Source organism: Polycladomyces zharkentensis, from assembly GCF_016938855.1.
GTDB lineage: Bacteria > Bacillota > Bacilli > Thermoactinomycetales > JIR-001 > Polycladomyces > Polycladomyces zharkentensis.
The window spans coordinates 50,236-73,937 of sequence record NZ_JAFHAP010000004.1 but is presented as its reverse complement, the minus strand read 5'-3'; the positions used below and the strand labels follow the sequence as shown (position 1 = coordinate 73,937).

The following is a 23,702-nucleotide window of genomic DNA, read 5'->3' as shown; positions in this document are numbered from 1 at the left end:
CGGCAACAACCAGATACACCCTCATTCACAACAAAAGTGCCCCCTGTCTTACCTGCAATCGACCTTTACCGTAAATGCAGTAAAGTTAAGCAAAAATCCTTGAGGCCATAAAGCACTTCTTCGTAGGTTTTAATGGCTTTTTGCTGGGGGTGCTGGACAAAAACGATGGATTGTAACGGCAAGGAGAATACTGGCCCAGCCATTGCAATGACTTTTGTGCTTTTCTTGGTGACGTGGATGGTGATGGAATTCAAGCGCTATTAAGAAAAGGAGATCCCGTGTTGGAAGAAGCTTTGAAAGAGGAAGCAGAACTCTATCGTCTGGCTGAAGATGAATTTCTGAAAGCGTTGAACGGATCCATTTGCGGTTATCTCTTCCAATGTCTGAACTGTAGAGGCCATAAACTATATACAGATTTAGACTAATTCTATCCATAGGGAACCATCATCATTTTTGAATGTCCACACTGCAGCGATGCGGGATGCTCATGGAGGCATCCCGTTTCTTTCTGTATTTTCTTGGGAAAACACTAGGGGTATCTGCCCTTGAAAGGTCAGTTACAGATACTGTCGGCGCATGTATGCAAAGTACTGCTTCATAACTCTGGTCTCTTGTGGTTCCAAGCGTTTGCGCTATTTGTGTAACATGCGCGAAAAGCAACACCCATGGGTGCTTTTTCTTCCCTTCCCCTATTACCCAATCATGATTCGGGGCCTGTCTGAATATGGTTACCAGAGAGGATGGGACAAAGGAGGAGGGAACGTGACGGAATATGGGCATTGGGTGGATGTGGACACCCGGGAGGTGTTGGACCATTTTGCTGTCGATCCGGCAACCGGTTTACGCACGTCCGAAGCGAAGCGGCGGTTGCGACGGGTTGGTGCCAACCAGCTGACCGAAGGGCAGCGCATCTCCCCGCTGGTATTGCTGTTGAATCAATTCAAGGATTTCATGGTGCTGGTCCTGCTGGCAGCCACGCTGGTGTCCGGCTTATTGGGAGAATACACGGATGCGATTGCGATTATCGCCATTGTCGTCCTCAACGCAGTGTTGGGATTTGTGCAGGAAGTGAAAGCGGAGCGGTCGTTGCAGGTATTGAAACAGTTATCGGCGCCCACAGCCCGCGTGTTGCGGGATGGTAAGTGGCAACGGATGCCGGCGGCAGAACTCGTGCCGGGTGATGTGGTCGGGTTGGAGAGCGGAGACCGGATACCGGCGGATGTCCGTTTTTTGCAAGTGGAAGGCCTGTATGTGGAAGAGTCCGCTCTGACGGGTGAGTCACTGCCCGTAGAGAAGACGAATGTCCGGCTGAACCGCTCCGACGTACCTTTGGGCGATCGCAAAAACATGGGATACATGGGAACAATGGTGGTTCGCGGGACAGCCAAGGCTGTCGTGGTGGATACGGGCATGCGTACGGAGATGGGACGGATCGCCCACCTCATCCAATCCACGGAAACGGTGCAGACGCCGCTGCAGCGCCGCTTGGAACAGTTGGGGAAAATATTGATCGCAGTCGCGTTGATGTTGACGGCGTTGGTGGTGGTTACGGGCATTCTGCACGGCCATGATGCGTACAAAATGTTTTTGTCCGGCGTCAGTCTGGCAGTGGCCGCCATACCCGAAGGATTGCCCGCCATCGTCACGATTGCGCTGGCCCTGGGTGTGCAGCGGATGATCCGCAGGCGGGCGATCGTGCGCAAGCTGCCGTCCGTGGAAACGTTGGGGTGTGCCACAGTCATCTGTTCGGACAAGACGGGTACGCTGACGCAAAACAAAATGACCGTGACACGGGTGTGGGCGGACCGTCAATTGATGGAAGTGACGGGAAGCGGGTTTGATCCTGAGGGTGCATTCCTGTTGAATGGCCGGGAGGTACGGGTCGACCAATCGCCGGCGCTGCGTCGTCTGTTGGAAATAGCCGTGTTGTGCAACAATGCGGCGTTGATCACGGAGAACGGGCGAAACGGGCGACTGCGACGGAGACGGGAAACCTGGCGCATCGACGGTGATCCGACGGAAGGCGCGTTGTTGGTGACCGGGGCCAAGGGCGGGATGAAACAGGAGCAAATGAAACGGGATTGGCGGCGGGAGAAAGAGTTTCCCTTTGACTCTTCGCGCAAAATGATGTCCGTGATTGTGGAGCGCGGCGGGAAACGGATGTTGCTGGCCAAAGGGGCACCGGATGTTTTGATCAATAAATGCACCCATATTTGGCACGAAGGTCGCATCCAACCGATGACGGAACGGCTTCGGGCCGAAGCGCTTCAAACGAACGAACAATTGGCATCGATGGCACTGCGCAATTTGGCGTTTGCATTCCGGGAATTTCACGGGACGACCGCATCGGAGAGGGAAACGACACTGGAGCGCAACCTCGTGTTCGTCGGGTTGGCCGGGATGATCGATCCGCCGAGGGAAGAGGTGAGGGAGGCGATCCTCAACTGCCGGAAAGCGGGCATCAAGACGGTGATGATCACGGGTGATCATCAAGCGACGGCGGTGGCCATCGCCCGGCAGTTGGGGATTTTGCAGGCGGGCGGTTTGACAGTAACCGGAAGGGATCTCTATAATATGAGCGAGTCGGAATTGAAAGAAAAAGTTCATCATATCGACGTCTACGCCCGTGTATCACCGGAACACAAACTGCGCATCGTTCAGGCATTGCAGGCAAACGGACACGTGGTGGCCATGACGGGGGACGGCGTCAACGACGCACCCGCCATCAAAGCGGCGGATATCGGTATCGCGATGGGCGTCACCGGCACGGATGTGTCCAAGGAAGCGTCTGCACTGGTACTGGCGGATGACAATTTCACCACGATCGCCGCTGCCATCGAAGAGGGGCGCAGCATTTACGACAATATCCGCAAGTTCATCAGCTATTTGTTGGCGAGCAATGTGGGTGAAATCCTCGTCATGTTCATCGCGATGATGGCGGGGATGCCGTTGCCGCTCGTGCCCATTCAGATATTGTGGGTCAATTTGGTGACGGACGGCTTGCCCGCGCTGGCGCTCGGCGTGGACCCGCCGGAGGAAAACACGATGAACCGCCCGCCTCGCAACAGCCGTGAAAGTATTTTTGCCCGCGGCGTGGGGTGGAAAATATTGACGCGCGGTCTCTTGATCGGGGTGTTTACGGTGGGAGCCTTTTGGGTGGTCTACACCGAAACGCCCGACGATCTGGTTCGTGCGCAGACGGTCGCCTTTGCCACTTTGGTGATGTCCCAATTGGTGTACGTATTTGATTGCCGCAGCAACCTGACTGTGTTTCACCGGCATCCGCTGGAGAACAAACCGTTGGTGTTGGCCGTTCTCTCTTCGGTTCTGCTGTTGATCGGCGTCATCTACTATGCGCCGCTCCAACCCGTTTTCCACACGGTGGCATTGTCCCTGCGCGAATGGGCACTGGTGGCGGCAGCGTCCGCTTTCCCGACGCTGATCGCCGGGTTGGTGGACAGTTTGCCGATTGCGCGGCGTATGGTTCACGGGTGAGAAGACGTAGAAGGGGAACACGATGAAATTCACCAAGATGCATGGATTGGGCAACGATTTTGTGGTGGTATACCAAAAAGAGCCGTTGAAAGAATCGCCGACGGATCTGGCTCGAGCCGTTTGCGATCGACATCGCGGCGTGGGTGCGGACGGTCTGGTGTACATCCTGCCGTCGGAGCGGGCCGATTTCCGGATGCGCATTTTCAACGCCGACGGTTCCGAAGCGGAACAATGCGGCAATGCGGTGCGGTGCGTGGCCAAATATTACTACGAATGCGTCTCCGGCGTCAAAAAGGAGCTGACCGTGGAAACCGGCGCAGGGATTCAGCGGGTATGGCTGGATGTGGTCGACAACCGGGTGGATCGTGTGAAGGTGGATATGGGCGTTCCCGTGTTGCGAGGTGAACAAATTCCTGTTTCGATCCGCAAAGACCGTGTGGTGGAAGAACCGCTGGAAGTAGACGGACGGCGATTCGCCTTTACCGCTGTTTCCATGGGCAATCCGCACGCCGTTATTTTCGTGGACGATGCCGTCGGTTTTCCGGTGGAAGAGTGGGGTCCCAAGATCGAGGTACACCCGTTCTTTCCCAAAAAAACCAATGTGGAATTCATTGCTGTCCGATCCGACAGGGAGCTGGACATGCGGGTCTGGGAACGCGGTGCCGGCCAAACCATGGCATGCGGCAGTGGGGCTTGTGCATCTGTGGTGGCGTCGGTGTTAACGGGCCGGACCGGTCGCCATGTGATCGTCCACCTGTGGGGGGGCGATTTGGAAATAGAGTGGAGCGAAACGGACGGTCATGTGTACATGACCGGACCGGCGGAAGTGGTGTTTGAAGGAAAATGGTTGGTGTCGGACGCTTCCCTTTGAGAGATTTGCCACAACCCATTCGGACGTGTCGGTCATTCCATGAAAAGCATCTTTGCCCGTGGCCTGCAACACCGGTTCGGAGCGGTGTTGCTTACCTTCTTGCAGGGCGCGCATCCAATATTGATCAGACATGTCACAGCCCGGAGGAAGCTTGAGGCATCCTTCCGGGCTTTTCACATTTGTGAGGTCGTTTGGTGAAGATATGCTGACACTCCACACATCTGAAGACGTGGGATTCTTGGGTCGTTAGCGTCCACGGTCCGTTTCCGCTTTGGATAACGCCCAAGTTCAGGGGTGTGTCATCACCTCGTCCCAAGCAGTTTTTCCGGGATGAAAATGGGTGTTGCCGGGCGTTTCTTTTGGACAACAACAGATTTGTAGTATAATCAAGCGTTGTAGCGGTGCTCATTTGTTCCTTAAAAGAAAGATAACGGGGGGATGCGCAATGACCAAACGATTGACGTTCGACTATTCGAAGGCATTGACGTTTGTTGGAGAGCATGAGATTGCCCAGATGGAGCCGGCCGTGCGGACGGCGCATGAGCTTCTGCATAACGGAACGGGGGCGGGCAACGATTTTCTTGGATGGGTAAATCTTCCCTTCGATTATGACCGGGACGAATTTGCCCGGATTCAGGCCGCTGCAAAAAAGATCCAGTCCGACTCGGATGCGTTGGTCGTGATCGGGATCGGCGGATCGTATCTGGGTGCGCGTGCCGCCATCGAAATGTTGACCCACAGCTTTTACAACCAATTACCGAAGGACAAACGGAAAACGCCTGAAATCTATTTCGTCGGTCACCACATCAGTTCCACGTACACCGCTCACTTGCTGGAGCTGTTGGAAGGCAAGGATATCAGCGTCAACGTGATTTCCAAATCGGGCACGACGACGGAACCTGCCATTGCATTCCGGTTCTTCCGTGAATACATGGAAAAGCGCTACGGAAAAGAAGAAGCACGTCGGCGCATTTACGCCACCACCGACCGGGCCAAAGGTGCCCTGAAACAACTGGCCGATGCCGAAGGATATGAGACGTTTGTCATCCCGGATGATGTCGGCGGGCGTTACTCCGTTTTGACGGCGGTGGGGCTGCTGCCGATCGCTGTGAGCGGAGTGGACATCGAAGCGATGATGGCCGGAGCCCGCGACGCAGCGGAAGCGTACCGCAACCCCGTGCTGGCGGAAAACCCGAGCTACCAGTATGCGGCGGTTCGCAACGCACTTTATCGAAAAGGGAAAACGACGGAGCTTTTGGTCAACTATGAGCCGTCCTTCCATTATTTTGCAGAATGGTGGAAGCAATTGTACGGCGAGAGTGAGGGGAAAGACCAGAAAGGCATTTTCCCGGCCGCTGTCGACTTTACCACCGATTTGCATTCGATGGGACAATACATCCAGGAAGGGTTGCGCAACATCTTTGAGACCGTGATCCGAATCGATCAACCCCGGGTGGATTTGACCATCCAGTCCGACGAGGACAACCTGGACGGATTGAACTACTTGGCCGGTCAAACGATGGACTTTGTGAACAAAAAAGCGATGGAAGGAACGCTTTTGGCTCACACTGACGGCGGAGTGCCCAATCTGGTGGTGGAAGTGCCGGAAGTCTCCCCGTATTATTTCGGCCAATTGGTCTATTTCTTCGAAAAAGCGTGCGGCATCAGCGGTTATCTGCTCGGCGTCAATCCGTTTGACCAACCCGGCGTGGAAGCGTACAAGAAAAATATGTTTGCGCTTTTGGGCAAACCCGGTTTCGAATCAGAACGGGAACGCCTGTTGAAACGGCTGAACGGATAACCATACCGCCGGGGAAGGCGCTCCTCCAAGACAACACTGCGGGTTCCGATTTACCCGTCTTTGCGCCGTGCGCCGGTAAGAGACGCGCGACGGGAAATTCGGACCCGTTCTTCTTTGTCAGCCGTTTCGAGTAAAGTCATTTCTTTTTGTAGGATACTAGGGCGTGTCTGGTCATTCCGTAAGGGAGCAATGTTTTCCCGGACGAGCGACTGACCAAGCCCTGACTGAGCGAAGACTCGGGAAGCGCAGGATTGAAATCGCGGGCAATTTCCGCAAAGCGAAGCGTGCTTTGCCCGCGACCTGCGCTGACCGGGTCGGAGCGGTCATCATCTGCATCCCTGCAGGGCGCAGGTGGAGCGAGTTGGGAAAGCACAGTGGACAACACCAGTCGCACTCTAAGGACGGATGGATCATTGGGACGATGGGAGTTAAAAGATGTTGAAAGACAGGATACCGAAAAATCAGACTGAAGTGGCCAACAAGGACGATTACAGAAAAAGCCGTCTGAAAGCCCACGGCGACCATAGGAAGTACCCTAGGGGTATTTGAATCGTGGGATGAAAGGCGGCGTTGCTCGGTATCCCCTTTTGGGGATGGTAAGAGCAACCAATTTGTTGTATAATCGAACGTATGAGCGGTGCTCATCCACTGGTAGTGGGCATGTTCCTGTGTACGTCATGGTATGAGGTTCCAGTGGCGAACAAATCTCTCCCACTGGGTAAAACCATGAGAGTGAGGCAAAAAGAACTAGCGTACTGGTAACAGGTACGCCGCCCATGTGGGTACATGTGCCCGGTGGCGCAGAACCATATGGGACGGGGTGATGACACACCCCCTAGCTTGAGGGTTGCCCGAAACAGAAATGGATTGAGGGCGCTAACCACTCAAGAATCCCACGGCTTTAGCCGTGTGGAGTGTCAAAAGAAAAGACCATCACCTATCAACAATACGAAAGTGAAACGATGGGGAGATATGGTCATTTGTCAAAATGACAAAGAAAAGTAAAAGCGTTCAACCAACACCGCTACCATCGTCTGACCGTCTGATGAGGTTCTGTCGTTTTCCCTGCTATCACCGATGGCGATGATGGCATATCTGAGGATAACCCGCTATCGTCTCAACGTCCATTCATCATCAACGATGAGAGGACGTTTTTTCTTTCGCTATTGTCAAAAAAATCTGCTTTACAAATGAAAGAAAGCGCTTTATCATAAAGATACATAATTAATTAATTTAAATTAGAAGGGAGCAAGTCAGGTGGAACTCCGTTACAATCCGCTGTTGGATGATTGGACCATGGTCGCCAGCAATCGTTCGCACAGGCCGACCATGCCCAAGGACTTTTGTCCTTTTTGTCCGGGGTCGGGGAAAGTGCCCGATGATTACGATGTATATGCCTACGACAACGATTTTCCGGCATTGATGCCCGATCCGCCGGAGCCGGACCCGGTCGGCTCGACGCTCTACCAAACGAGAAAAGCCCGCGGCAAATGCGAAGTGATTCTATATTCACCGGAACATACGATCACTTTGCCCCAGCTGTCGGTGGATCATATCGAAAAGCTGGTTGATCTGTGGACGGAGCGGTTCGTCGAATTGGGTAAGGACCCTGCGCACCAGTATGTGCTGATCTTTGAAAACCGCGGTGAAGAATGTGGTGTGACCATGCCCCACCCGCACGGTCAAATTTATGCATATTCGCAAATGCCGCTCAAAATCCGAACGGAATTGGTCAATTGCCGAAAACATCACGAGCGGACCGGACGTTGCCTGATTTGCGATATGAACCGGGAGGAAAAGGCGTTTGGTCAACGGGTGATCACCGAGAATGATTCGTTTCTGGCGTATCTTCCCTTTTTCACCGACTTCCCTTACGGACTGTTTATCGTGAGCAAAAATCACAAAACCGCCTTGCCGGATTTCACGCGGAAGGAGAAGCGGGATTTGGCCGAGATGCTCAAACACATGACCGGTACGATGGATACACTGTTCAACCGGTTGTTCCCCTACATGATGGTGCTGCATCAACGTCCGGTCAACGGGGACGATGTGGAAGCGTACTATCATTTTCACATCGAATTTTATCCACCGTTGCGCGACCGTAATAAACTGAAATATTATGCTTCTTCGGAAATGGGAGCATGGGCGGCCTGCAACCCCCACGCGGTCGAACAAACGGCGGAGCAGATGAGGGAAGCGTACCGCCGGTATCTGAAAAAGGAGGGGCGGAGTGCTTAAATGGCGGGTGAAAATTGGTTCAGCGAGTTTGAACGGCGGTTTGGCGATGGAGATGAGGTTCGCGTCTTTTTTGCGCCGGGAAGAGTGAATCTGATCGGAGAACATACCGATTACACGGGTGGTTACGTTTTTCCGGCGGCGCTGACGTTCGGCACATGGGTAATGGTTCGTCCGCGCAGAGATGGTTGGTTTCGATTCGCATCACGCCAAATGGAACGGGAAGTCCACTGCCGGGTGGATGAGATCCGATACCGTTCGGAAGACGGTTGGGCCAATTATCCCAAAGGAATCATCCGCCAGTTTTTGGAGCAGGGTGCCGAAATGGATGGAGCAGACATGCTATTTCACGGCAATATTCCGATGGGATCGGGACTGTCCTCCTCGGCTTCCATCGAGATGGCCACAGCGGTGGCTTGTCAAGCGTTGGCCGGAACGGACTGGCCGATGGTGGAGCTGGTCAAAATGGCGCAACATGCGGAAAACCGTTTCATCGGTGTCCAATGCGGGATCATGGATCAATTCGCCTCCGGCATGGGACGAAAAGATCACGCCATCCTGCTGCATTGTGACACCTTGCGGTACCGGTACGCACCGATGGAATTGGGCGATTATCGGTTGGTCATCACCCATACCAACAAACCGCGTGAACTGGCCGATTCCAAATACAACGAACGACGGGCAGAGTGCGAAGAAGGGTTTCGGCAAATCCGTCCCTGGTTGGACAACGCCGCTTGTCTGGGGGAGGTGGATGTGGGCATGTGGCAACGGGTGCGGGAACGGGTGTCCGATCTAACGCTGCGGAAGCGGCTGACGCATGTGGTGGAGGAAAACGCCCGTGTCCATGCATCCGTGGAAGCGTTGGAGCAAGGGGATTTGATCGCGTTTGGCCGACTGATGATGCAATCGCATGAATCCTTGCGCGATTTGTACGAAGTGACCGGGAAAGAACTGGATGCGCTGTTTGATGCGGCCCGACAGGTGGATGGATGCATCGGCACGCGCATGACGGGAGCGGGTTTCGGTGGATGCACGGTTAGTTTGGTGCACCGGGATGCGGTAAAGACATTTCAGGAGGAAGTCGGAAAACAGTATGAAAGGCAGACGGGATTGACGCCCGCTTTTTATACGGCGGAGATCGGTAACGGTGCACATGAAGTGAGCGAGGAGGTTTTTACATCATGGCGATTCTCGTGACAGGCGGCGCCGGTTATATCGGCAGTCACACGGTAAGTGAACTGTTGGACCACGGCGAAGAAGTGATCGTGCTGGACAATCTGGAAAAAGGGCATCGGGAAGCGGTGCTGGCGCCGACGTTTATCCACGGCGATGTACGCGACCGCGATTTGTTGGACCGGATATTCCGCCGGTACGACGTGGAAGCGGTGGTTCATTTCGCCGCATACTCCCTGGTCGGCGATTCGATGAAAGATCCGTTGGCCTACTACGACAACAATGTGGCGGCGGCACAAATCCTGTTGACCAAAATGATCGAACACGGGGTGAAGCGCATCGTCTTTTCGTCGACGGCCGCCACGTACGGTGAACCCAGACAAATCCCCATTCAGGAGACGGACCCGACCGAACCGACCAATGCTTACGGCGAAACCAAACTGGCCATCGAAAAGATGATGGGATGGTGTGAACAGGCTTACGGATTGCGTTTTGTGTCCCTGCGGTATTTCAACGCGGCAGGTGCGCATCCGGACGGTCACATCGGCGAGGATCATGACCCGGAAACCCACTTGATTCCGATTGTGCTGCAAGTGGCCCTCGGTCAACGGGAGGCATTGTCCATTTTTGGCGATGATTATCCGACCGAAGACGGGACCTGCATCCGGGATTACGTACATGTGATGGATTTGGCGCAGGCGCACCGGTTGGCACTGAAGAGATTGCGGGATACGGGAAAAAGCGGTATCTACAATCTGGGCAGTGGAACCGGTTTCTCCGTGAAACAGGTGGTGGAACGCGCACGGGAGATTACGGGACACCCCATTCCCGCCCGTATGGCTGCGCGACGCGCGGGAGATCCGGCCGTGTTGATCGCATCTTCCCATAAGGCGCGGGAAGAGCTGGGATGGCGACCGCAATACGAGGATTTGGACACGATGATCGCCACGGCATGGGCTTGGCACCGATCCCATCCGAACGGATACAGAAAAGAGGAGATTCGCGGATGACAAGGGCGGTGGATACGGAGACGTCCACCATCGTGCGAGAGCGTCTCGACCGACTTCGCAGATGGGCGGCACATAACGGGCTGGATGGCATCCTGTTGCGAAAACGGCGCAGTTTTGCATGGCTGACCATGGGACGGTGCAATCATATCGTCTGGACGACGGAAGAAGGGGTTGCCGATCTGCTGATTTTCCCCGATCGAGCGATCTGTGTGACGACACGGATGGAATCCGATCGGATCGCAGAGGAGGAGTTGACGGGCCTGGGATTTGAGATGATCGCCCCGGAATGGACCGAGGGAGTGTTGCCCACCCTCCGTCGGTTATGCGCAGGGAAAACGATCGGGGCCGATGTATGGCCGGATGCATTGGGGATCGAGAGCGCAGTCTATAAAGGAGATGCGCTGTTTCAGTTGACCTATGTGCTGGAGAAAGAGGAAATCCGGCGCTACGCATGGCTGTGCCGGCAGGCGGCGATGGCTGTTGAGGAGACTTGCCGGGAAGTTCGACCGGGGATGAGCGAGTGGGAGATTCAATCCCGTTTGGCGGCGAAGATTTTGCCGCATGGCATTTTCCCCCAGGTGATCCTGGTGGCCACAGATGAACGCGTGTTCCGCTACCGTCACCCCATCCCCACCGCCAAACCGCTCAGGCGCTACGCCATGTTGGTGCTCTGTGCGGAAAAATGGGGATTGGTGGCCAACGTGACGCGGTTGGTCCACTTCGGTCCCCTGCCGAAAACGTTGTCTGACCGCCGCAGGAAACTGGCCGAGATCGATTTGACCATGAATCTTGCCACCCGCCCGGGAGTCCCGATCCGAGACGTGTTACGTGCGGGCATCGAGGCATATCGCCGGGTGGGACACCCGGATGATTGGCGGTATCTTCATCAGGGCGGTCCGACCGGGTATGCGACACGTGAGTTTTTGGCGACACCGGACAGCGAGGGGGTCGTGCAACTGCATCAGGCGTTTGCCTGGAATCCCTCATTGCCGGGTATCAAATCGGAAGATACGATATGGGTGGACGAACAAGCGAACCACTTTCTCACCCACACCGGAAATTGGCCGTATATTATAATGGAGAGGGATGGACAAGTCTACCAACGGCCAGATATTTTGGTGATACCCTAACGAGCTGGGAAGGAGTCACAGCCGTGTCGCGGACGATTCAAGTGGGAAGTTTCCGGTGGATGAAGACGCTCAATAAGTCAACCATTCTGAACATGATTCGGCTTCACGGTCCCATCTCCAGGGCGGAGATTGCCAAGATGACCAAATTGACGCCACCCACGGTGACCAACATCGTCGGTGAACTGTTGGAGTCCAATCTGGTGATCGAGGCGGAATTGGGAGAATCGACAGGTGGCAGAAAGCCGATCATGTTGAAGATTAACGCCGATGCATTCACCGTGATCGGCATCTACGCCGGTGCGAAAAGGATACGGGGTGTGGCGGCCAACTTGGAGGGGGAGGTCCAACATACCGTACATGTAGAGGTTCCGACTGAACCGGCCGCTGAAGTGTTTGTGGATCTCGTCCAGGGGGCGATACGCCAATTGTTGGAACTCGCAGATCTCCGGACCCGCCCTTGTTTGGGTATCGGGGTGGGGATGCACGGTTTGGTTGACACGGAGAAGGGGGTGTCCATTTTTGCCCCCAACCTCAATATCCGTGATTTGCCCTTGAAAGATCGATTGGAACAAGCGTTTCAACTGCCCGTCGAGGTGGAGAACGACGTACGGGCACTCGCTCTGGGGGAAAGTTGGTTCGGTTTGGGCAAAGATATCGCCGATTTCATTTGCGTGCATGTGGGAACAGGGATCGGCGCCGGGATAATCTTGAACAACGAGTTATATCGTGGACCGTCGTTTGCCGCAGGTGAGATTGGACATACGACCATAGATCTGAACGGTCCGAAGTGCGGTTGCGGCAATATGGGATGTCTGGAAGCGCTGGCGGCAGGTCCGGCCATTCTGTCCCGGGTAAGAGAGGCGATCAGACAAGGTCGATCCACTGTGTTGGCGGAGTGGGTAAACGGGGAGACGGGACGGTTGACCGGGGAGATGGTTCACCGGGCAGCTCAGCAGGGAGACGATTTGGCCATCGAAGTGTTGGCGGATGCGGGCCGTTATCTGGGAATCGGTCTCGCCAACCTGATCAATACGCTCAATCCCTCCCGCATCATCTTGAGCGGTGGTGTGGCGCGTGCCGGCCATTTCGTATTGGAGCCGCTGCAAAAGACCGTAAGAGAACGGGCACTGTCCGCCGCAGCCAAAGACGTCGCCATCATGTGTTCCCGACTGGGGGACAACGGTGCGGCAATCGGTGCGATGACATTGGTGTTGCAGCATTTGTTCATGCCTTCCTACGCATAAGCGTAGGAGTTTGTCATTTATTTTCATAATAATAGTTATATTAAGTAAACAAATCGAGGGGCTTGGTTCGCATGGAGTGAATGATTCGACGAGATGGTAAAAAAGGGTTGGAGAAGATGAAATTTCTAAATATGGATCCGAGTTTTTCTTGTTGTTTGCGGTTGAAGCTTGAAAAAGTGTTTATGACAAAAGCAGCAGCTGAGATGGAAAGAGAGGTAAAATTCGTTAATTGACTATAAAAGCGTACATTTGTTACAATGTGAACGATTTTATTTATCAAACAATTCAATAAGAGTTTGATATGTCGGGTGATGGGTACGCTAAGTCGCAGGAGGAGATGAATATGAGTCTATTCCGGAAAAAGAGTATCAACCAGTTGATCCAGTCAAGCAAAACAGGGAAAACCCTGAAAAAGGATCTGACTGCTTGGGATCTTACGCTGCTGGGGATCGGTGCGGTCATTGGGACCGGTATTTTTGTTCTGACCGGAACCGGTGCGCTGACGGCGGGTCCGGCTTTGACCCTGTCCTTTATCGTGGCCGGTTTGGCTTGTGCATTTGCCGCCCTTTGTTACGCGGAGTTCGCTTCGCTCGTACCGGTGTCGGGTTCGGTGTACACTTACAGCTATGCCACTTTGGGTGAATTTGTGGCTTGGATCATCGGTTGGGATTTGGTGTTGGAATACTTGTTGGCGACCAGCACGGTTTCCGTCGGTTGGTCAGGATATTTCCAATCACTGTTAAAAGGCTTGTTTGGTTTTGAACTGCCGGTCGAGTTGACCGCCGCTCCCGGTGCGTTACGAGATACAACCACCTATTTCAATTTGCCCGCATTTTTTATCGTTCTGGTGATCACCTTCCTGTTGGCGCGCGGGATCACGGAGTCCAAACGGGTCAACAACATTATGGTGATTATCAAAATCCTGGTTGTGTTGCTGTTTATTTTCGTGGGTGTCCAATATGTCAAACCGGCGAACTGGACACCGTACATGCCCTTCGGGTATGAAGGTGTGTTCTCTGCAGCGGCACTGGTGTTCTTCGCTTACGTCGGGTTTGACGCCGTGGCCGCGGCCGCCGAAGAAACGAAAAATCCGCAACGGGACCTGCCGCGCGGTCTCCTTTATTCACTGGGGATCTGTACGTTGTTGTATGTCGTCGTTGCAGGTATTATGACAGGGATCGTGCCGTTCAAACAATTCGCCCAAGACCAATCTCATCCGGTTTCGCTGGCGCTGGAAATCGCGGGGCAGAACTGGGTGGCCGGATTTGTAGACCTGGGGGCCATCATGGGGATGACCACGGTCATGCTGGTGATGTTGTACGGGCAAACCCGGATTTTCTTCGCCATGTCCCGTGACGGCTTGTTACCGAAGAAGTTTTCGGATGTGCACGAAAAATATCGGACGCCGTACGGTGCCACTTGGTTTCTGGGACTGATTGCCGCGTTGATCGGTGCGTTGGTGCCGTTGGACAAGTTGGCCCAGCTGGTTAATATCGGCACATTGGCAGCGTTTACATTGGTGTCCTTCGGTGTGTTGGTCCTGCGCAAAACGATGCCGGACGCGAAACGCCCGTTTAAAGTGCCCGGAGTCCCGGTCGTTCCGATTTTGGCCATATTGTTCTGTGTCTTTCTGATGACGCGGTTGACAGCGCTCACTTGGATTGCATTCGTCATCTGGCTCACCATCGGATTGGTGATTTACTTCGCCTATTCCCGCAAGCATTCGGTGTTGAGCAAAGCGGAATAAGCGGCATCTACACGGAGACAGGCTGACCCGACAGGACAGCCTGGGACTTTCGAGTCCAAAGGTGGTTACTTGCCGTCAACGACATTCGCCGTTGCTGCGGATCATGAGACGGAAAATCGGAGTCCGCGGACTTTGTCAACAACCTGCAGGCTGTCTCAAAAAGGGACAGCCTGTTTCATTTTCAGCTGAGTCCCGGCTGCACTTGTGAGTCAACCGGAAATCTTTTAGAATAAAAACATGGCAGAAAACAGGAATATCCGCAGTATGACTGGCTACGGTCGCGGTGATCGGGAAAAGGACGGCATTCGCTTCATCGTGGAAATCCGCTCAGTCAACCACCGGTTTTTGGAGATCATGGTCCGGTTGCCGTCAGGGTGGATGATGATGGAAGACCCCGTTAAAAAGGCGGTGCAATCCGTTGTCAAGCGGGGGCGTGTCGACGTGTTCGTCACCCTGGAGACGGAAGACCGGGAGCAAACGGCCGAAGTGGATTGGCAACTGGCGCAATCGATTGTCGATAACGTGAGGGAGATGAATCAACGCTTGGGATTGTCGGGTGAACCGACTGCCATGGATTTGTTGCAGATACCCCAGGTGTGGGCGTTGCGTGAGAGAGAAATCGAACCGGAACTTCACCAATCTCTGTTACTGGAAGCGGTTCATGAGGCTTGTGAGGCATTGCTCCGGATGCGTCAGCGGGAAGGGCAGGCGTTGGCGGAGGATCTCGCCCGCAGGATCGGCAACCTGACCCGTTTGGTGGATCAAATTCGGGAACGCGCACCGGTGGTGGTAGAGGAGTACCGTACCCGTTTGCGCCAACGATTGAGTGAGTTTTTGTCGGAAGTGAACATCGACGAAGACCGATTGCTGACGGAGGCAGCCATCTTTGCCGACAAATCGGATATCCAGGAAGAATTGACCCGGCTGGAAAGTCATGCCCGTCAGTTCCTTCAGTCGCTCGGATCAAACGAGCCGGTGGGACGTCGTCTCGATTTTCTGCTGCAAGAAATGAATCGTGAGGTGAATACGATCGGTTCCAAATCGGGCGACCGTCTGATCAGCTCCTGGGTAGTGGAGTGCAAGAGCGAGCTGGAAAAAATGAAAGAACAAGTGCAAAACATCGAGTAAGACGGCAATACTGGAAGGGTAGAATTGATTCCCCGGGCAAAAGGAACTAAAATGGGGATAAAGGAATTCCGTACCGGTTCGCCCATCGGCTCCGGGCGGTCGATCCATCACGACGAGTTCAGTTTTCTCAGTGGAGCGAGGAGGCACTCGGATTGGGTATCAAACTGATCAACATCGGTTTTGGCAACATCGTCTCAGCCAACCGGATCATTTCCATCGTCAGCCCGGATTCCGCTCCGATCAAGCGGATCATACAGGAGGCGAGAGAACGCGGTATGTTGATTGACGCCACATACGGCAGACGTACCCGTGCGGTGATCATCACCGACAGCGATCATGTGATTTTGTCTGCCGTTCAACCGGAGACTGTGGCGCATCGTCTGACGAGTAAAGATCACCATGAGGAAATTGTCGAATAGGAAGGATTTGTTGCATGCAATTTTCCCATCAAAAACAAGGTCTTCTCATCGTACTTTCCGGCCCTTCCGGAGCGGGAAAGGGAACTGTTTGTGCGCGTTTACGCGATTTTATGCCCGAGTTGACCTATTCTGTCTCCGCCACGACGAGAAAACCGCGTGAAGGAGAACAAGAAGGGGTCAATTATTTTTTCAAGACGCGGGACGAGTTTGAAGAGATGATCCGTAACAACGAACTGTTGGAATGGGCCGAATATGTGGGGAATTACTATGGAACCCCCCGCCGTTTTGTTGAAGAGCGTCTGGCGGAAGGTCAAGACGTTCTGTTGGAAATCGAGGTACAGGGGGCCATGCAGATCAAACGACGTTTTCCCCACGGCGTGTTCATCTTTTTGGTACCCCCTTCACTGGAAGAATTGAGACGGCGGATTGAAGGAAGGGGTACGGAAACGGACGAAGTGGTCGAGCGGCGACTGGTCACCGCTGCAAAAGAACTGGATCTGATCGAACACTATGACTACGTGGTCGTCAACGACCGTGTGGATGCGGCTTGCGATCGGATTCGTTCGATCATCATCGCTGAACATTGCCGCAGAGAACGCCTCATGGCCATTCGGAAATAGGAGGGTTGGAACATGCTCTATCCGTCGATCGACAAGTTGATGGAAAAAACGGACAGCAAATACTCGTTGGTGGTATTGGCCGCCAAACGGGCGAGGCAGCTCTTGGACGGCACGAAACCTGGGATTGAACCCCATTCCAACAAATATGTGGGTATTGCCCTCGAGGAAATCGCCGCAGATGTGGTGAAACCGCAAGAGGATGATACTGCCAATTAACAGAAATGAGCAAGCAACCGAAAACGAAGCGAGGGAGAAGAGGGACCGTTTTCCGGTTGGCTGATGCATCTTCGGCCAGGCTGCAGGAAAATGGGTCCCGTTCGCTTTGTATGGGATCGGGTTGATGAAGGAGGGCATCATGAAGGGGAAACGCATCGTGGTCGGCATCACCGGGGGGATTGCCGCTTACAAGGCTGCTGCGCTGGTCAGCGCACTGACGAAACTGGAGGCCGATGTTCGCGTGATCATGACGGAATCGGCCACCCGTTTCATTACCCCGCTCACACTGCAAACGCTCTCACGGCATCATGTGGCGGTGGATACCTTTGACGAGCAAGATCCGGCAGTGGTTTCCCATATTGACCTGGCCGATCATGCCGATCTTTTTGTCATCGCCCCCGCTACGGCCAATCTTCTGGGGAAACTGGCACACGGCCTGGGAGACGACATGCTGACGACGACCTTATTGGCCACCCAAGCACCGGTGTTGATTGCTCCGGCCATGAACGTGCATATGTACGAAAATCCAATAGTACAGGAAAATATCGCCAAATTGAAACGGCTGGGATATCATTTCATCGATCCGGGTGAAGGTCAGTTGGCGTGCGGTTATGTCGGCCGTGGGCGTATGGCGGAACCGGAAGAGATTGTCGAACGAATCCGGCAACTCTTGGCGGAACCGGTAACGGATCTCCCCGGCAAACGCGTGATCGTCACGGCTGGTCCCACCAGGGAGCCGATGGACCCTGTACGGTTTTTTACCAATCGTTCCTCCGGCAAAATGGGATACGCACTGGCAGAAGCCGCACGGGATGCAGGAGCGGAAGTCGTTTTGATCAGCGGACCCGTTTCCCTGGAAACGCCGAACGGTGTTCGGCGGGTGGATGTGGGTACGGCAGAGGAGATGCTGGATGCCGTCCTGCGCGAGTTGCCCCGGGCGGACGTGGTGATCAAGGCCGCGGCGGTGGCCGACTACCGGCCGGCACATGTGGCTGACCGCAAGATGAAAAAGCACGGGGAGGAAATGGTTGTCCGACTGGAGCGTACTCCCGACATCGCCGAAGAGGTGGGGCGACGCAAACAACCTCATCAGTTGTTGGTCGGATTTGCTGCGGAAACGGATCATGTGGAGACGTACGCACAAGACAAACTGAAGCGAAAGAATATGGACCTCATCGTCGCCAACGACGTCACACAGCCCGGTGCCGGGTTCGAGGGTGATACCAACATTGTTGTTGTCTACGACAGAGACGGGGAAGTACTCCGTTTGCCGAAGCTGTCCAAGCGGGAAGTTGCCCGGCGGCTGATCGGACTGATCGGAGAGAGGTTGCATGTGCGCTGATCGAAGGATTGCCCGAGTGGTTGTCGACGTGCCGAGCAAGGAGACGGATCGGCCGTTTGATTATGTGGTACCAGAATCCCTGCTTGCAGATACCGAGATTGGTTCACGGGTGAAGGTGCCGTTCGGACCGCGAACCGTGATGGGATATGTAGTGGATCTTGCAACGTCTCCTTCCGCATCCCTCACCCGGTTGAAAGCCATCATCGACGTACTGGACGTCACCCCGCCGCTTACTCCCGAATTGGTCCGGTTGGCATTTTGGCTGTCCGAAGTCTGCCTGTGCCGGAAAATCACCGCATTGCACGCCATGGTACCCGCGGTGTTGAAGGGACGGTACCACCGCACGTTGCGTGTCCATCCGCATGCCCCACCGGCAACCGCGTTGCCCGATGCAGAGAGAGTCCTGATTGAACGCATCGAGGAAAAACGGGAGGTACCGCTGTCACAGGTGTTGGCGTGGCCGGGTGTCAATCGGACCATCATTCGGCGACTGATCCGGGAAAAGCGGTTGTTGCTGGTTGAACACGTGGGGGACCGGGCGACATTGCGAACCGTCACATGGGTGAAACCGGCGCTTTCACCGGACGAGCTGTCCCGATGCCTGGCGGACATCCCCGCCCGTGCCGTTCGTCAACGTGCGGTGATGGAACATTTTATTCATCATCCGGAAGAAATCTCCCTCCCGGATTTGCTCTCACAAGCGGGCGCCACCCGTTCCGTCGTCGGAAAGTTGGTGGAAAAAGGGTGGCTTACTTGGGAAGAGCGTGAGGTATATCGGGACCCATACGGTGAACACGCGTTTGAACGCAAGCCGCCTTTGCCATTGACGGATCAGCAACAACAGGCGTTGGACACCATCCTTTCCGCGTTGAACAGCAAAAAAGCGCGCACCATTCTGTTGCATGGGGTGACGGGAAGCGGCAAAACGGAAGTATATTTGCAGGCGATCGATGCCACCATCCGGCAGGGGAAACAGGCGATTGTGCTGGTTCCGGAGATTTCGCTCACACCGCAAATGGTGAAACGGTTCAAGGAGCGATTCGGCTCCGAGGTCGCGGTTTTGCACAGTGGATTGTCCGACGGCGAGCGGTATGATGAGTGGCGCAAAATCCGCTCCGGCGAGGTGCGGGTCGCAATCGGGGCGCGTTCAGCCATTTTCGCCCCGTTTGAACAGCTGGGATTGATCATCATCGACGAGGAGCACGAGTCCAGTTACAAACAGGAGGAACAGCCCAAATACCACGCCCGCGACGTCGCGCTGTGGCGCGCCCGGGAGCATGGGGCTGCGGTGGTGTTGGGTTCGGCCACTCCTGCGGTGGAAAGCTACTTCTTGGCCCGGACGGGCGTGTATGAGTGGGTCACTCTTCCTCAACGGGTAAACAATCGCCCCTTTCCCACCGTGGATGTGGTGGATATGCGGGAGGAATTGCGCCAAGGAAACCGTTCCCTGTTCAGCCGCAAGTTGCGCACCTCCCTCACCCAATGTGTCGAACGGGGGGAACAGGCCGTCTTGCTGCTGAATCGGCGGGGTTACTCCACATTTGTGCTCTGCCGGGATTGTGGGGAAGCGATGATGTGTCCACACTGCGACATTTCGCTCACCTATCACCAAACCAATCGCACCCTGCGTTGCCACTATTGCGGATATGCGACACAGGTCCCCTCCACCTGTCCCGCATGCAGCGGTACGCACATTCGTTATTTCGGCACGGGTACCCAACGGGTGGAAGAAGAGTTGGCCCGTCTGTTTCCGGGAATACGGGTGATTCGGATGGATGTGGACACGACCAGCCGAAAGGGAGCGCACGAGCGCCTGTTGAAGGCGTTTGGCAGCGGCCAGGCAGACGTGCTGTTGGGGACACAGATGATCGCCAAAGGACTGGATTTCCCTCGGGTGACACTGGTAGGTGTCATCGCGGCGGACACGTCGCTGTATTTGCCGGACTTTCGTGCCGCTGAGCGGACATTCCAATTACTGATGCAGGTGAGCGGACGTGCCGGTCGCCATCAGTTGCCCGGCCGTGTGGTGATCCAGACTTACAATCCCGAACACTACAGTGTGGATCTGGCGGCTCGTTACCAGACGGAATCGTTTTACCGGCAGGAATGCCGGTTGCGCAAACAACACCGCTATCCGCCTTTTTGCGGTTTGTTTACGCTGTTGTTGACGCACCCGGACCGGGCGGCACTGATGCGTGCTGCCCACCAGGCAGCCATCAGATTGCAACAGGACCGTTTGCCCGGCGTGGAAGTGTTGGGGCCGGTGCCGGCGCCGATCCCCCGCTTAAAAGATCGGTATCGCATGCAGGTAATGGTGAAATATAATGTAGAAATGGATTCCGCGAACAGTTTGTTGCACCGGTTGCGTGAACTGGAAGACATATTGGACGATCCCCGGCTGAAATGGAGCGTGGACCGGGACGGCCGGATTGATTAAAAAGGAGGCGAAGCGCATGGCAATCAGAAAAATCGTCAAATATCCCGATCCGATTTTGAAAGAAAAAGCAAAACCGGTCACCAAATTTAATGAGCGTCTGCATAAATTGCTCGATGACATGGCGGAAACGATGTATGACGCCAAGGGAGTCGGTTTGGCAGCGCCCCAAGTGGGCATTCCCAAACGCGTGATCGTGGTGGATGACGGAAACGGATTGATCGAAGTGGTCAATCCTGAATTGGTGGATATGAAAGGGGAACAATTGTCGCCGCCGGAGGGATGCCTGAGCATTCCGGGATTGCTGGGTGTCGTGCGCCGTGCCTACCAATTGCGGGTGAAAGGGCAAGATCGCTACGGGCGACCGTTCGAGATGGAAGCGGAAGATTATTTGGCCCGAATTTTCCAGCATGAAGTGGATCATTTGAACGGCATCCTGTTCATCGATATCGCCGAGCGCGTATTCCGGCCGGAGGAAGAGGAGGAAGTGGAAGCGTGAGTGAAAAACCCCGTATTCTGTTCATGGGCACCCCGGATTTCGCGGTGCCTTCTTTGCAGATGCTGGTAGAAAAAGCCTATCCGATCGTCGGAGTTGTGACGCAACCCGATCGTCCCAAGGGACGCAAACAAGTGTTGACCCCGCCGCCCGTCAAAACGGCGGCGCTCTCTTGCGGCATCCCTGTCTTTCAACCGGAAAAATTGCGCGATCCGGCAGCTTTGGAGGAGATTTTGGCACTGAAGCCGGACCTGGTGGTCACCGCCGCCTATGGACAACTGCTGCCGTCCGCATTGCTGGAAGCGCCGCGATGGGGATGCATTAACGTACACGCCTCGCTGTTGCCCAAATACCGGGGTGGGGCGCCGATCCACCATGCGTTGATCAATGGTGAAAAAGAGACGGGGGTCACCATCATGTATATGGTGGAGCGGTTGGATGCCGGCGATATTTTGTCACAACGGGCCATCCCGATCGAAGAAACGGATCACGTCGGTTCGCTGCACGACAAATTGAGCCGATTGGGAGCAGAGCTGTTGGCGGAGACGATCCCCGCACTGTTGGCGGGTGAGATCCAACCGGTGCCTCAGGACGAATCCCAGGTTACATATGCACCCAACATTCGGCGTGAGGACGAGCGGATTGATTGGTCACAGTCGGCCCGTGCCATATTCAACCGGGTCCGCGGTTTGCACCCTTGGCCGGTGGCATTTACGACATGGCAGGAAAAACCGTTGAAAATTTGGTGGGCCGAGGTCGCCGACGTCCGGCATGACGCGGAGCCGGGAACGGTGCTGAACGTCGGGATGGACGGTATTACCGTTGCCGCCGGGAAAGGAGCTGTCGTCATCCAAGAGTTGCAACCGTACGGCAAGAAACGGATGACAGCGGCGGAATTTGTGCGCGGTCGCAACATGGAGCCGGGTGAACGTTTGGGGGACGGGGAATGAAACGCCGCAAATCTGCCAGGGAAGTGGCATTGGATGTGCTGATCGCGGTGGAGACACGTCATGCCTACAGCAACCTGGCGCTGGACCATGCGTTGGATGAAGCGGATTTGTCACCGCGCGATCGCGGTTTGGCCACGGAACTGGTATATGGAACCGTTCAGCGGCGAAATACGTTGGACTGGCTGCTGGATTCATTGCTGAAAAAAGGGGTGGATTCACTCCAGCCGTGGGTGCGCCAGTTATTGCGGATGGGTGTTTATCAATTGGTGTATCTGGATCGGATTCCCGCCCGGGCAGCCGTACACGAGACTGTAGAGATCGCCAAAAAACGGGGGCACCGCGGGATCAGTGGTTTGGTCAACGGTGTTTTGCGCGCGTTGCTGCGTCAACCGTCCGTTCCTGAACCGCCATCGTCCATGCCGACGGTTGAACGTCTGGCGATCACCACTTCTCATCCCGAATGGTTGGTTCGGCGGATGATGGACGTATATGGCGAACAGACCGCGATCGCGATTTTGGAAGCCAACAACCGGCCTCCCGCGGCAGGACTGCGCGTCAATCGACTGAAAACCGACCGTGACACAGTACTGAAACGGCTGAAGGCGGCCCGCCCGGAGGCGACAGTGGAACCTTCCCCCGTATCCGCGCAGGCAATCCGTTACCGGGGCGGGGGCAGTCCCGCTCGTTTGCCCGGATTTGAGGAAGGGAATTTCACCATCCAGGATGAAGCGTCCATGTTGGTGGCGAAGGTGGTGGCCCCCCGGCCGGGGTGGCGCGGCTTGGACGCTTGCGCGGCCCCGGGAGGCAAAACAACCCACTTGGCCGAATTGATGGACAACTGTGGCCACATCCTTGCCTGTGATATCCATTCGCACAAAGTGGATTTGATCCGTGATCATGCGGCAAGGCTCGGTATTTCGATCATCGAGGCCCGCCAAGCGGATGCCAGGAAGTTGGATGCTTCCCAATCGTTTGATTTTGTTCTGCTGGACGCGCCTTGTTCCGGTTTGGGCGTGATCCGACGCAAACCGGATATCAAGTGGAGCAAAGAAGCTGAAAACATCGCACCGCTGATCGCTCTGCAGCGGGAGTTGCTGGATGCAGTAAGCCGAATGATCCGGCCCGGCGGCGTACTGGTCTACAGCACGTGTACATTGGAGCCGCGGGAAAACGAGGAGCAGGTGCAATCGTTTCTTGCGCGCCATCCCGCATTTCGGGCGGATGAACAATTGCCGCGATTGTTGCCGGAGACAGTGGTCGAGCACTGTCGGGTGGAAAAGGGAATGGTCCAATTGTTGCCGCATCAGTTGGACACGGATGGCTTTTTCATCGCCCGCATGATAAAACAAAAATAGAGACAGCTTGTCGCCGGCAGGCGGCTCTCGGGCTCT

18 protein-coding genes and 1 pseudogene are annotated in these 23,702 nt (G+C 55.1%); all 19 read left to right on the top strand.

The window, feature by feature from the left end; translation table 11 throughout:
* Positions 1–191 precede the first annotated feature (191 nt).
* Positions 192–425: pseudogene (locus tag JQC72_RS16775) on the top strand (CbrC family protein); the annotation flags it as partial.
* Positions 426–702: 277 nt separating this feature from the next.
* Positions 703–3,495, top strand: coding sequence for a calcium-translocating P-type ATPase, SERCA-type (locus JQC72_RS02140; protein WP_205493205.1), 2,793 nt, complete (start codon positions 703–705; stop codon positions 3,493–3,495).
* 22 nt (positions 3,496–3,517) lie between these two features.
* Positions 3,518–4,366, top strand: coding sequence for a diaminopimelate epimerase (gene dapF / locus JQC72_RS02135; protein WP_205492477.1), 849 nt, complete (start codon positions 3,518–3,520; stop codon positions 4,364–4,366).
* 445 nt (positions 4,367–4,811) lie between these two features.
* Positions 4,812–6,167: a glucose-6-phosphate isomerase gene (locus JQC72_RS02130; RefSeq protein ID WP_205492476.1), complete on the top strand. Its 1,356-nt coding sequence runs from the start codon at positions 4,812–4,814 to the stop codon at positions 6,165–6,167.
* 1,257 nt (positions 6,168–7,424) lie between these two features.
* Entirely contained in the window at positions 7,425–8,405 is a 981-nt protein-coding gene (gene galT, locus JQC72_RS02125) for a galactose-1-phosphate uridylyltransferase (protein ID WP_205492475.1), read from the top strand.
* A complete protein-coding gene (locus JQC72_RS02120) occupies positions 8,406–9,599 on the top strand; it encodes a galactokinase (RefSeq protein ID WP_205492474.1) in 1,194 nt (397 codons plus the stop codon).
* Positions 9,584–10,585, top strand: coding sequence for a UDP-glucose 4-epimerase GalE (gene galE / locus JQC72_RS02115; RefSeq protein WP_205492473.1), 1,002 nt, complete (start codon positions 9,584–9,586; stop codon positions 10,583–10,585). Before JQC72_RS02120 ends, galE begins: the two co-directional genes overlap by 16 nt.
* Positions 10,582–11,715 (top strand): M24 family metallopeptidase, encoded by a 1,134-nt coding sequence (locus JQC72_RS02110; RefSeq protein ID WP_205492472.1) that lies wholly within the window; start codon positions 10,582–10,584, stop codon positions 11,713–11,715. The genes galE and JQC72_RS02110 overlap by 4 nt, the downstream gene beginning before the upstream one ends.
* A 23-nt stretch (positions 11,716–11,738) precedes the next feature.
* The gene (locus JQC72_RS02105; RefSeq protein ID WP_335342375.1) at positions 11,739–12,959 is read left to right on the top strand and encodes an ROK family transcriptional regulator; all 1,221 of its coding nucleotides are present in this window, start codon (positions 11,739–11,741) and stop codon (positions 12,957–12,959) included.
* Between the two features lie 337 nt (positions 12,960–13,296).
* The gene (gene bcaP, locus JQC72_RS02100; RefSeq protein ID WP_205492471.1) at positions 13,297–14,706 is read left to right on the top strand and encodes a branched-chain amino acid transporter BcaP; all 1,410 of its coding nucleotides are present in this window, start codon (positions 13,297–13,299) and stop codon (positions 14,704–14,706) included.
* 264 nt (positions 14,707–14,970) lie between these two features.
* Positions 14,971–15,834, top strand: coding sequence for a YicC/YloC family endoribonuclease (locus JQC72_RS02095; RefSeq protein ID WP_302104439.1), 864 nt, complete (start codon positions 14,971–14,973; stop codon positions 15,832–15,834).
* A 152-nt stretch (positions 15,835–15,986) separates the two neighbouring features.
* Positions 15,987–16,253, top strand: coding sequence for an extracellular matrix/biofilm regulator RemA (gene remA / locus JQC72_RS02090; RefSeq protein WP_205492469.1), 267 nt, complete (start codon positions 15,987–15,989; stop codon positions 16,251–16,253).
* A gap of 14 nt (positions 16,254–16,267) precedes the next feature.
* The gene (gene gmk / locus JQC72_RS02085; RefSeq protein ID WP_205492468.1) at positions 16,268–16,873 is read left to right on the top strand and encodes a guanylate kinase; all 606 of its coding nucleotides are present in this window, start codon (positions 16,268–16,270) and stop codon (positions 16,871–16,873) included.
* 12 nt (positions 16,874–16,885) lie between these two features.
* The gene (rpoZ, locus tag JQC72_RS02080) at positions 16,886–17,089 is read left to right on the top strand and encodes a DNA-directed RNA polymerase subunit omega (RefSeq protein ID WP_205492467.1); all 204 of its coding nucleotides are present in this window, start codon (positions 16,886–16,888) and stop codon (positions 17,087–17,089) included.
* Positions 17,090–17,225: 136 nt separating this feature from the next.
* Positions 17,226–18,431, top strand: coding sequence for a bifunctional phosphopantothenoylcysteine decarboxylase/phosphopantothenate--cysteine ligase CoaBC (gene coaBC, locus JQC72_RS02075; RefSeq protein WP_205493201.1), 1,206 nt, complete (start codon positions 17,226–17,228; stop codon positions 18,429–18,431).
* Positions 18,421–20,868 (top strand): primosomal protein N', encoded by a 2,448-nt coding sequence (gene priA, locus JQC72_RS02070; protein ID WP_205492466.1) that lies wholly within the window; start codon positions 18,421–18,423, stop codon positions 20,866–20,868. The genes coaBC and priA overlap by 11 nt, the downstream gene beginning before the upstream one ends.
* A 16-nt stretch (positions 20,869–20,884) precedes the next feature.
* The gene (gene def, locus JQC72_RS02065) at positions 20,885–21,364 is read left to right on the top strand and encodes a peptide deformylase (RefSeq protein WP_205492465.1); all 480 of its coding nucleotides are present in this window, start codon (positions 20,885–20,887) and stop codon (positions 21,362–21,364) included.
* 23 nt (positions 21,365–21,387) lie between these two features.
* Positions 21,388–22,311 (top strand): methionyl-tRNA formyltransferase, encoded by a 924-nt coding sequence (gene fmt / locus JQC72_RS02060; protein WP_205493199.1) that lies wholly within the window; start codon positions 21,388–21,390, stop codon positions 22,309–22,311.
* Positions 22,308–23,666: a 16S rRNA (cytosine(967)-C(5))-methyltransferase RsmB gene (gene rsmB / locus JQC72_RS02055; protein ID WP_205492464.1), complete on the top strand. Its 1,359-nt coding sequence runs from the start codon at positions 22,308–22,310 to the stop codon at positions 23,664–23,666. Before fmt ends, rsmB begins: the two co-directional genes overlap by 4 nt.
* The last annotated feature ends 36 nt before the right edge of the window (positions 23,667–23,702 follow it).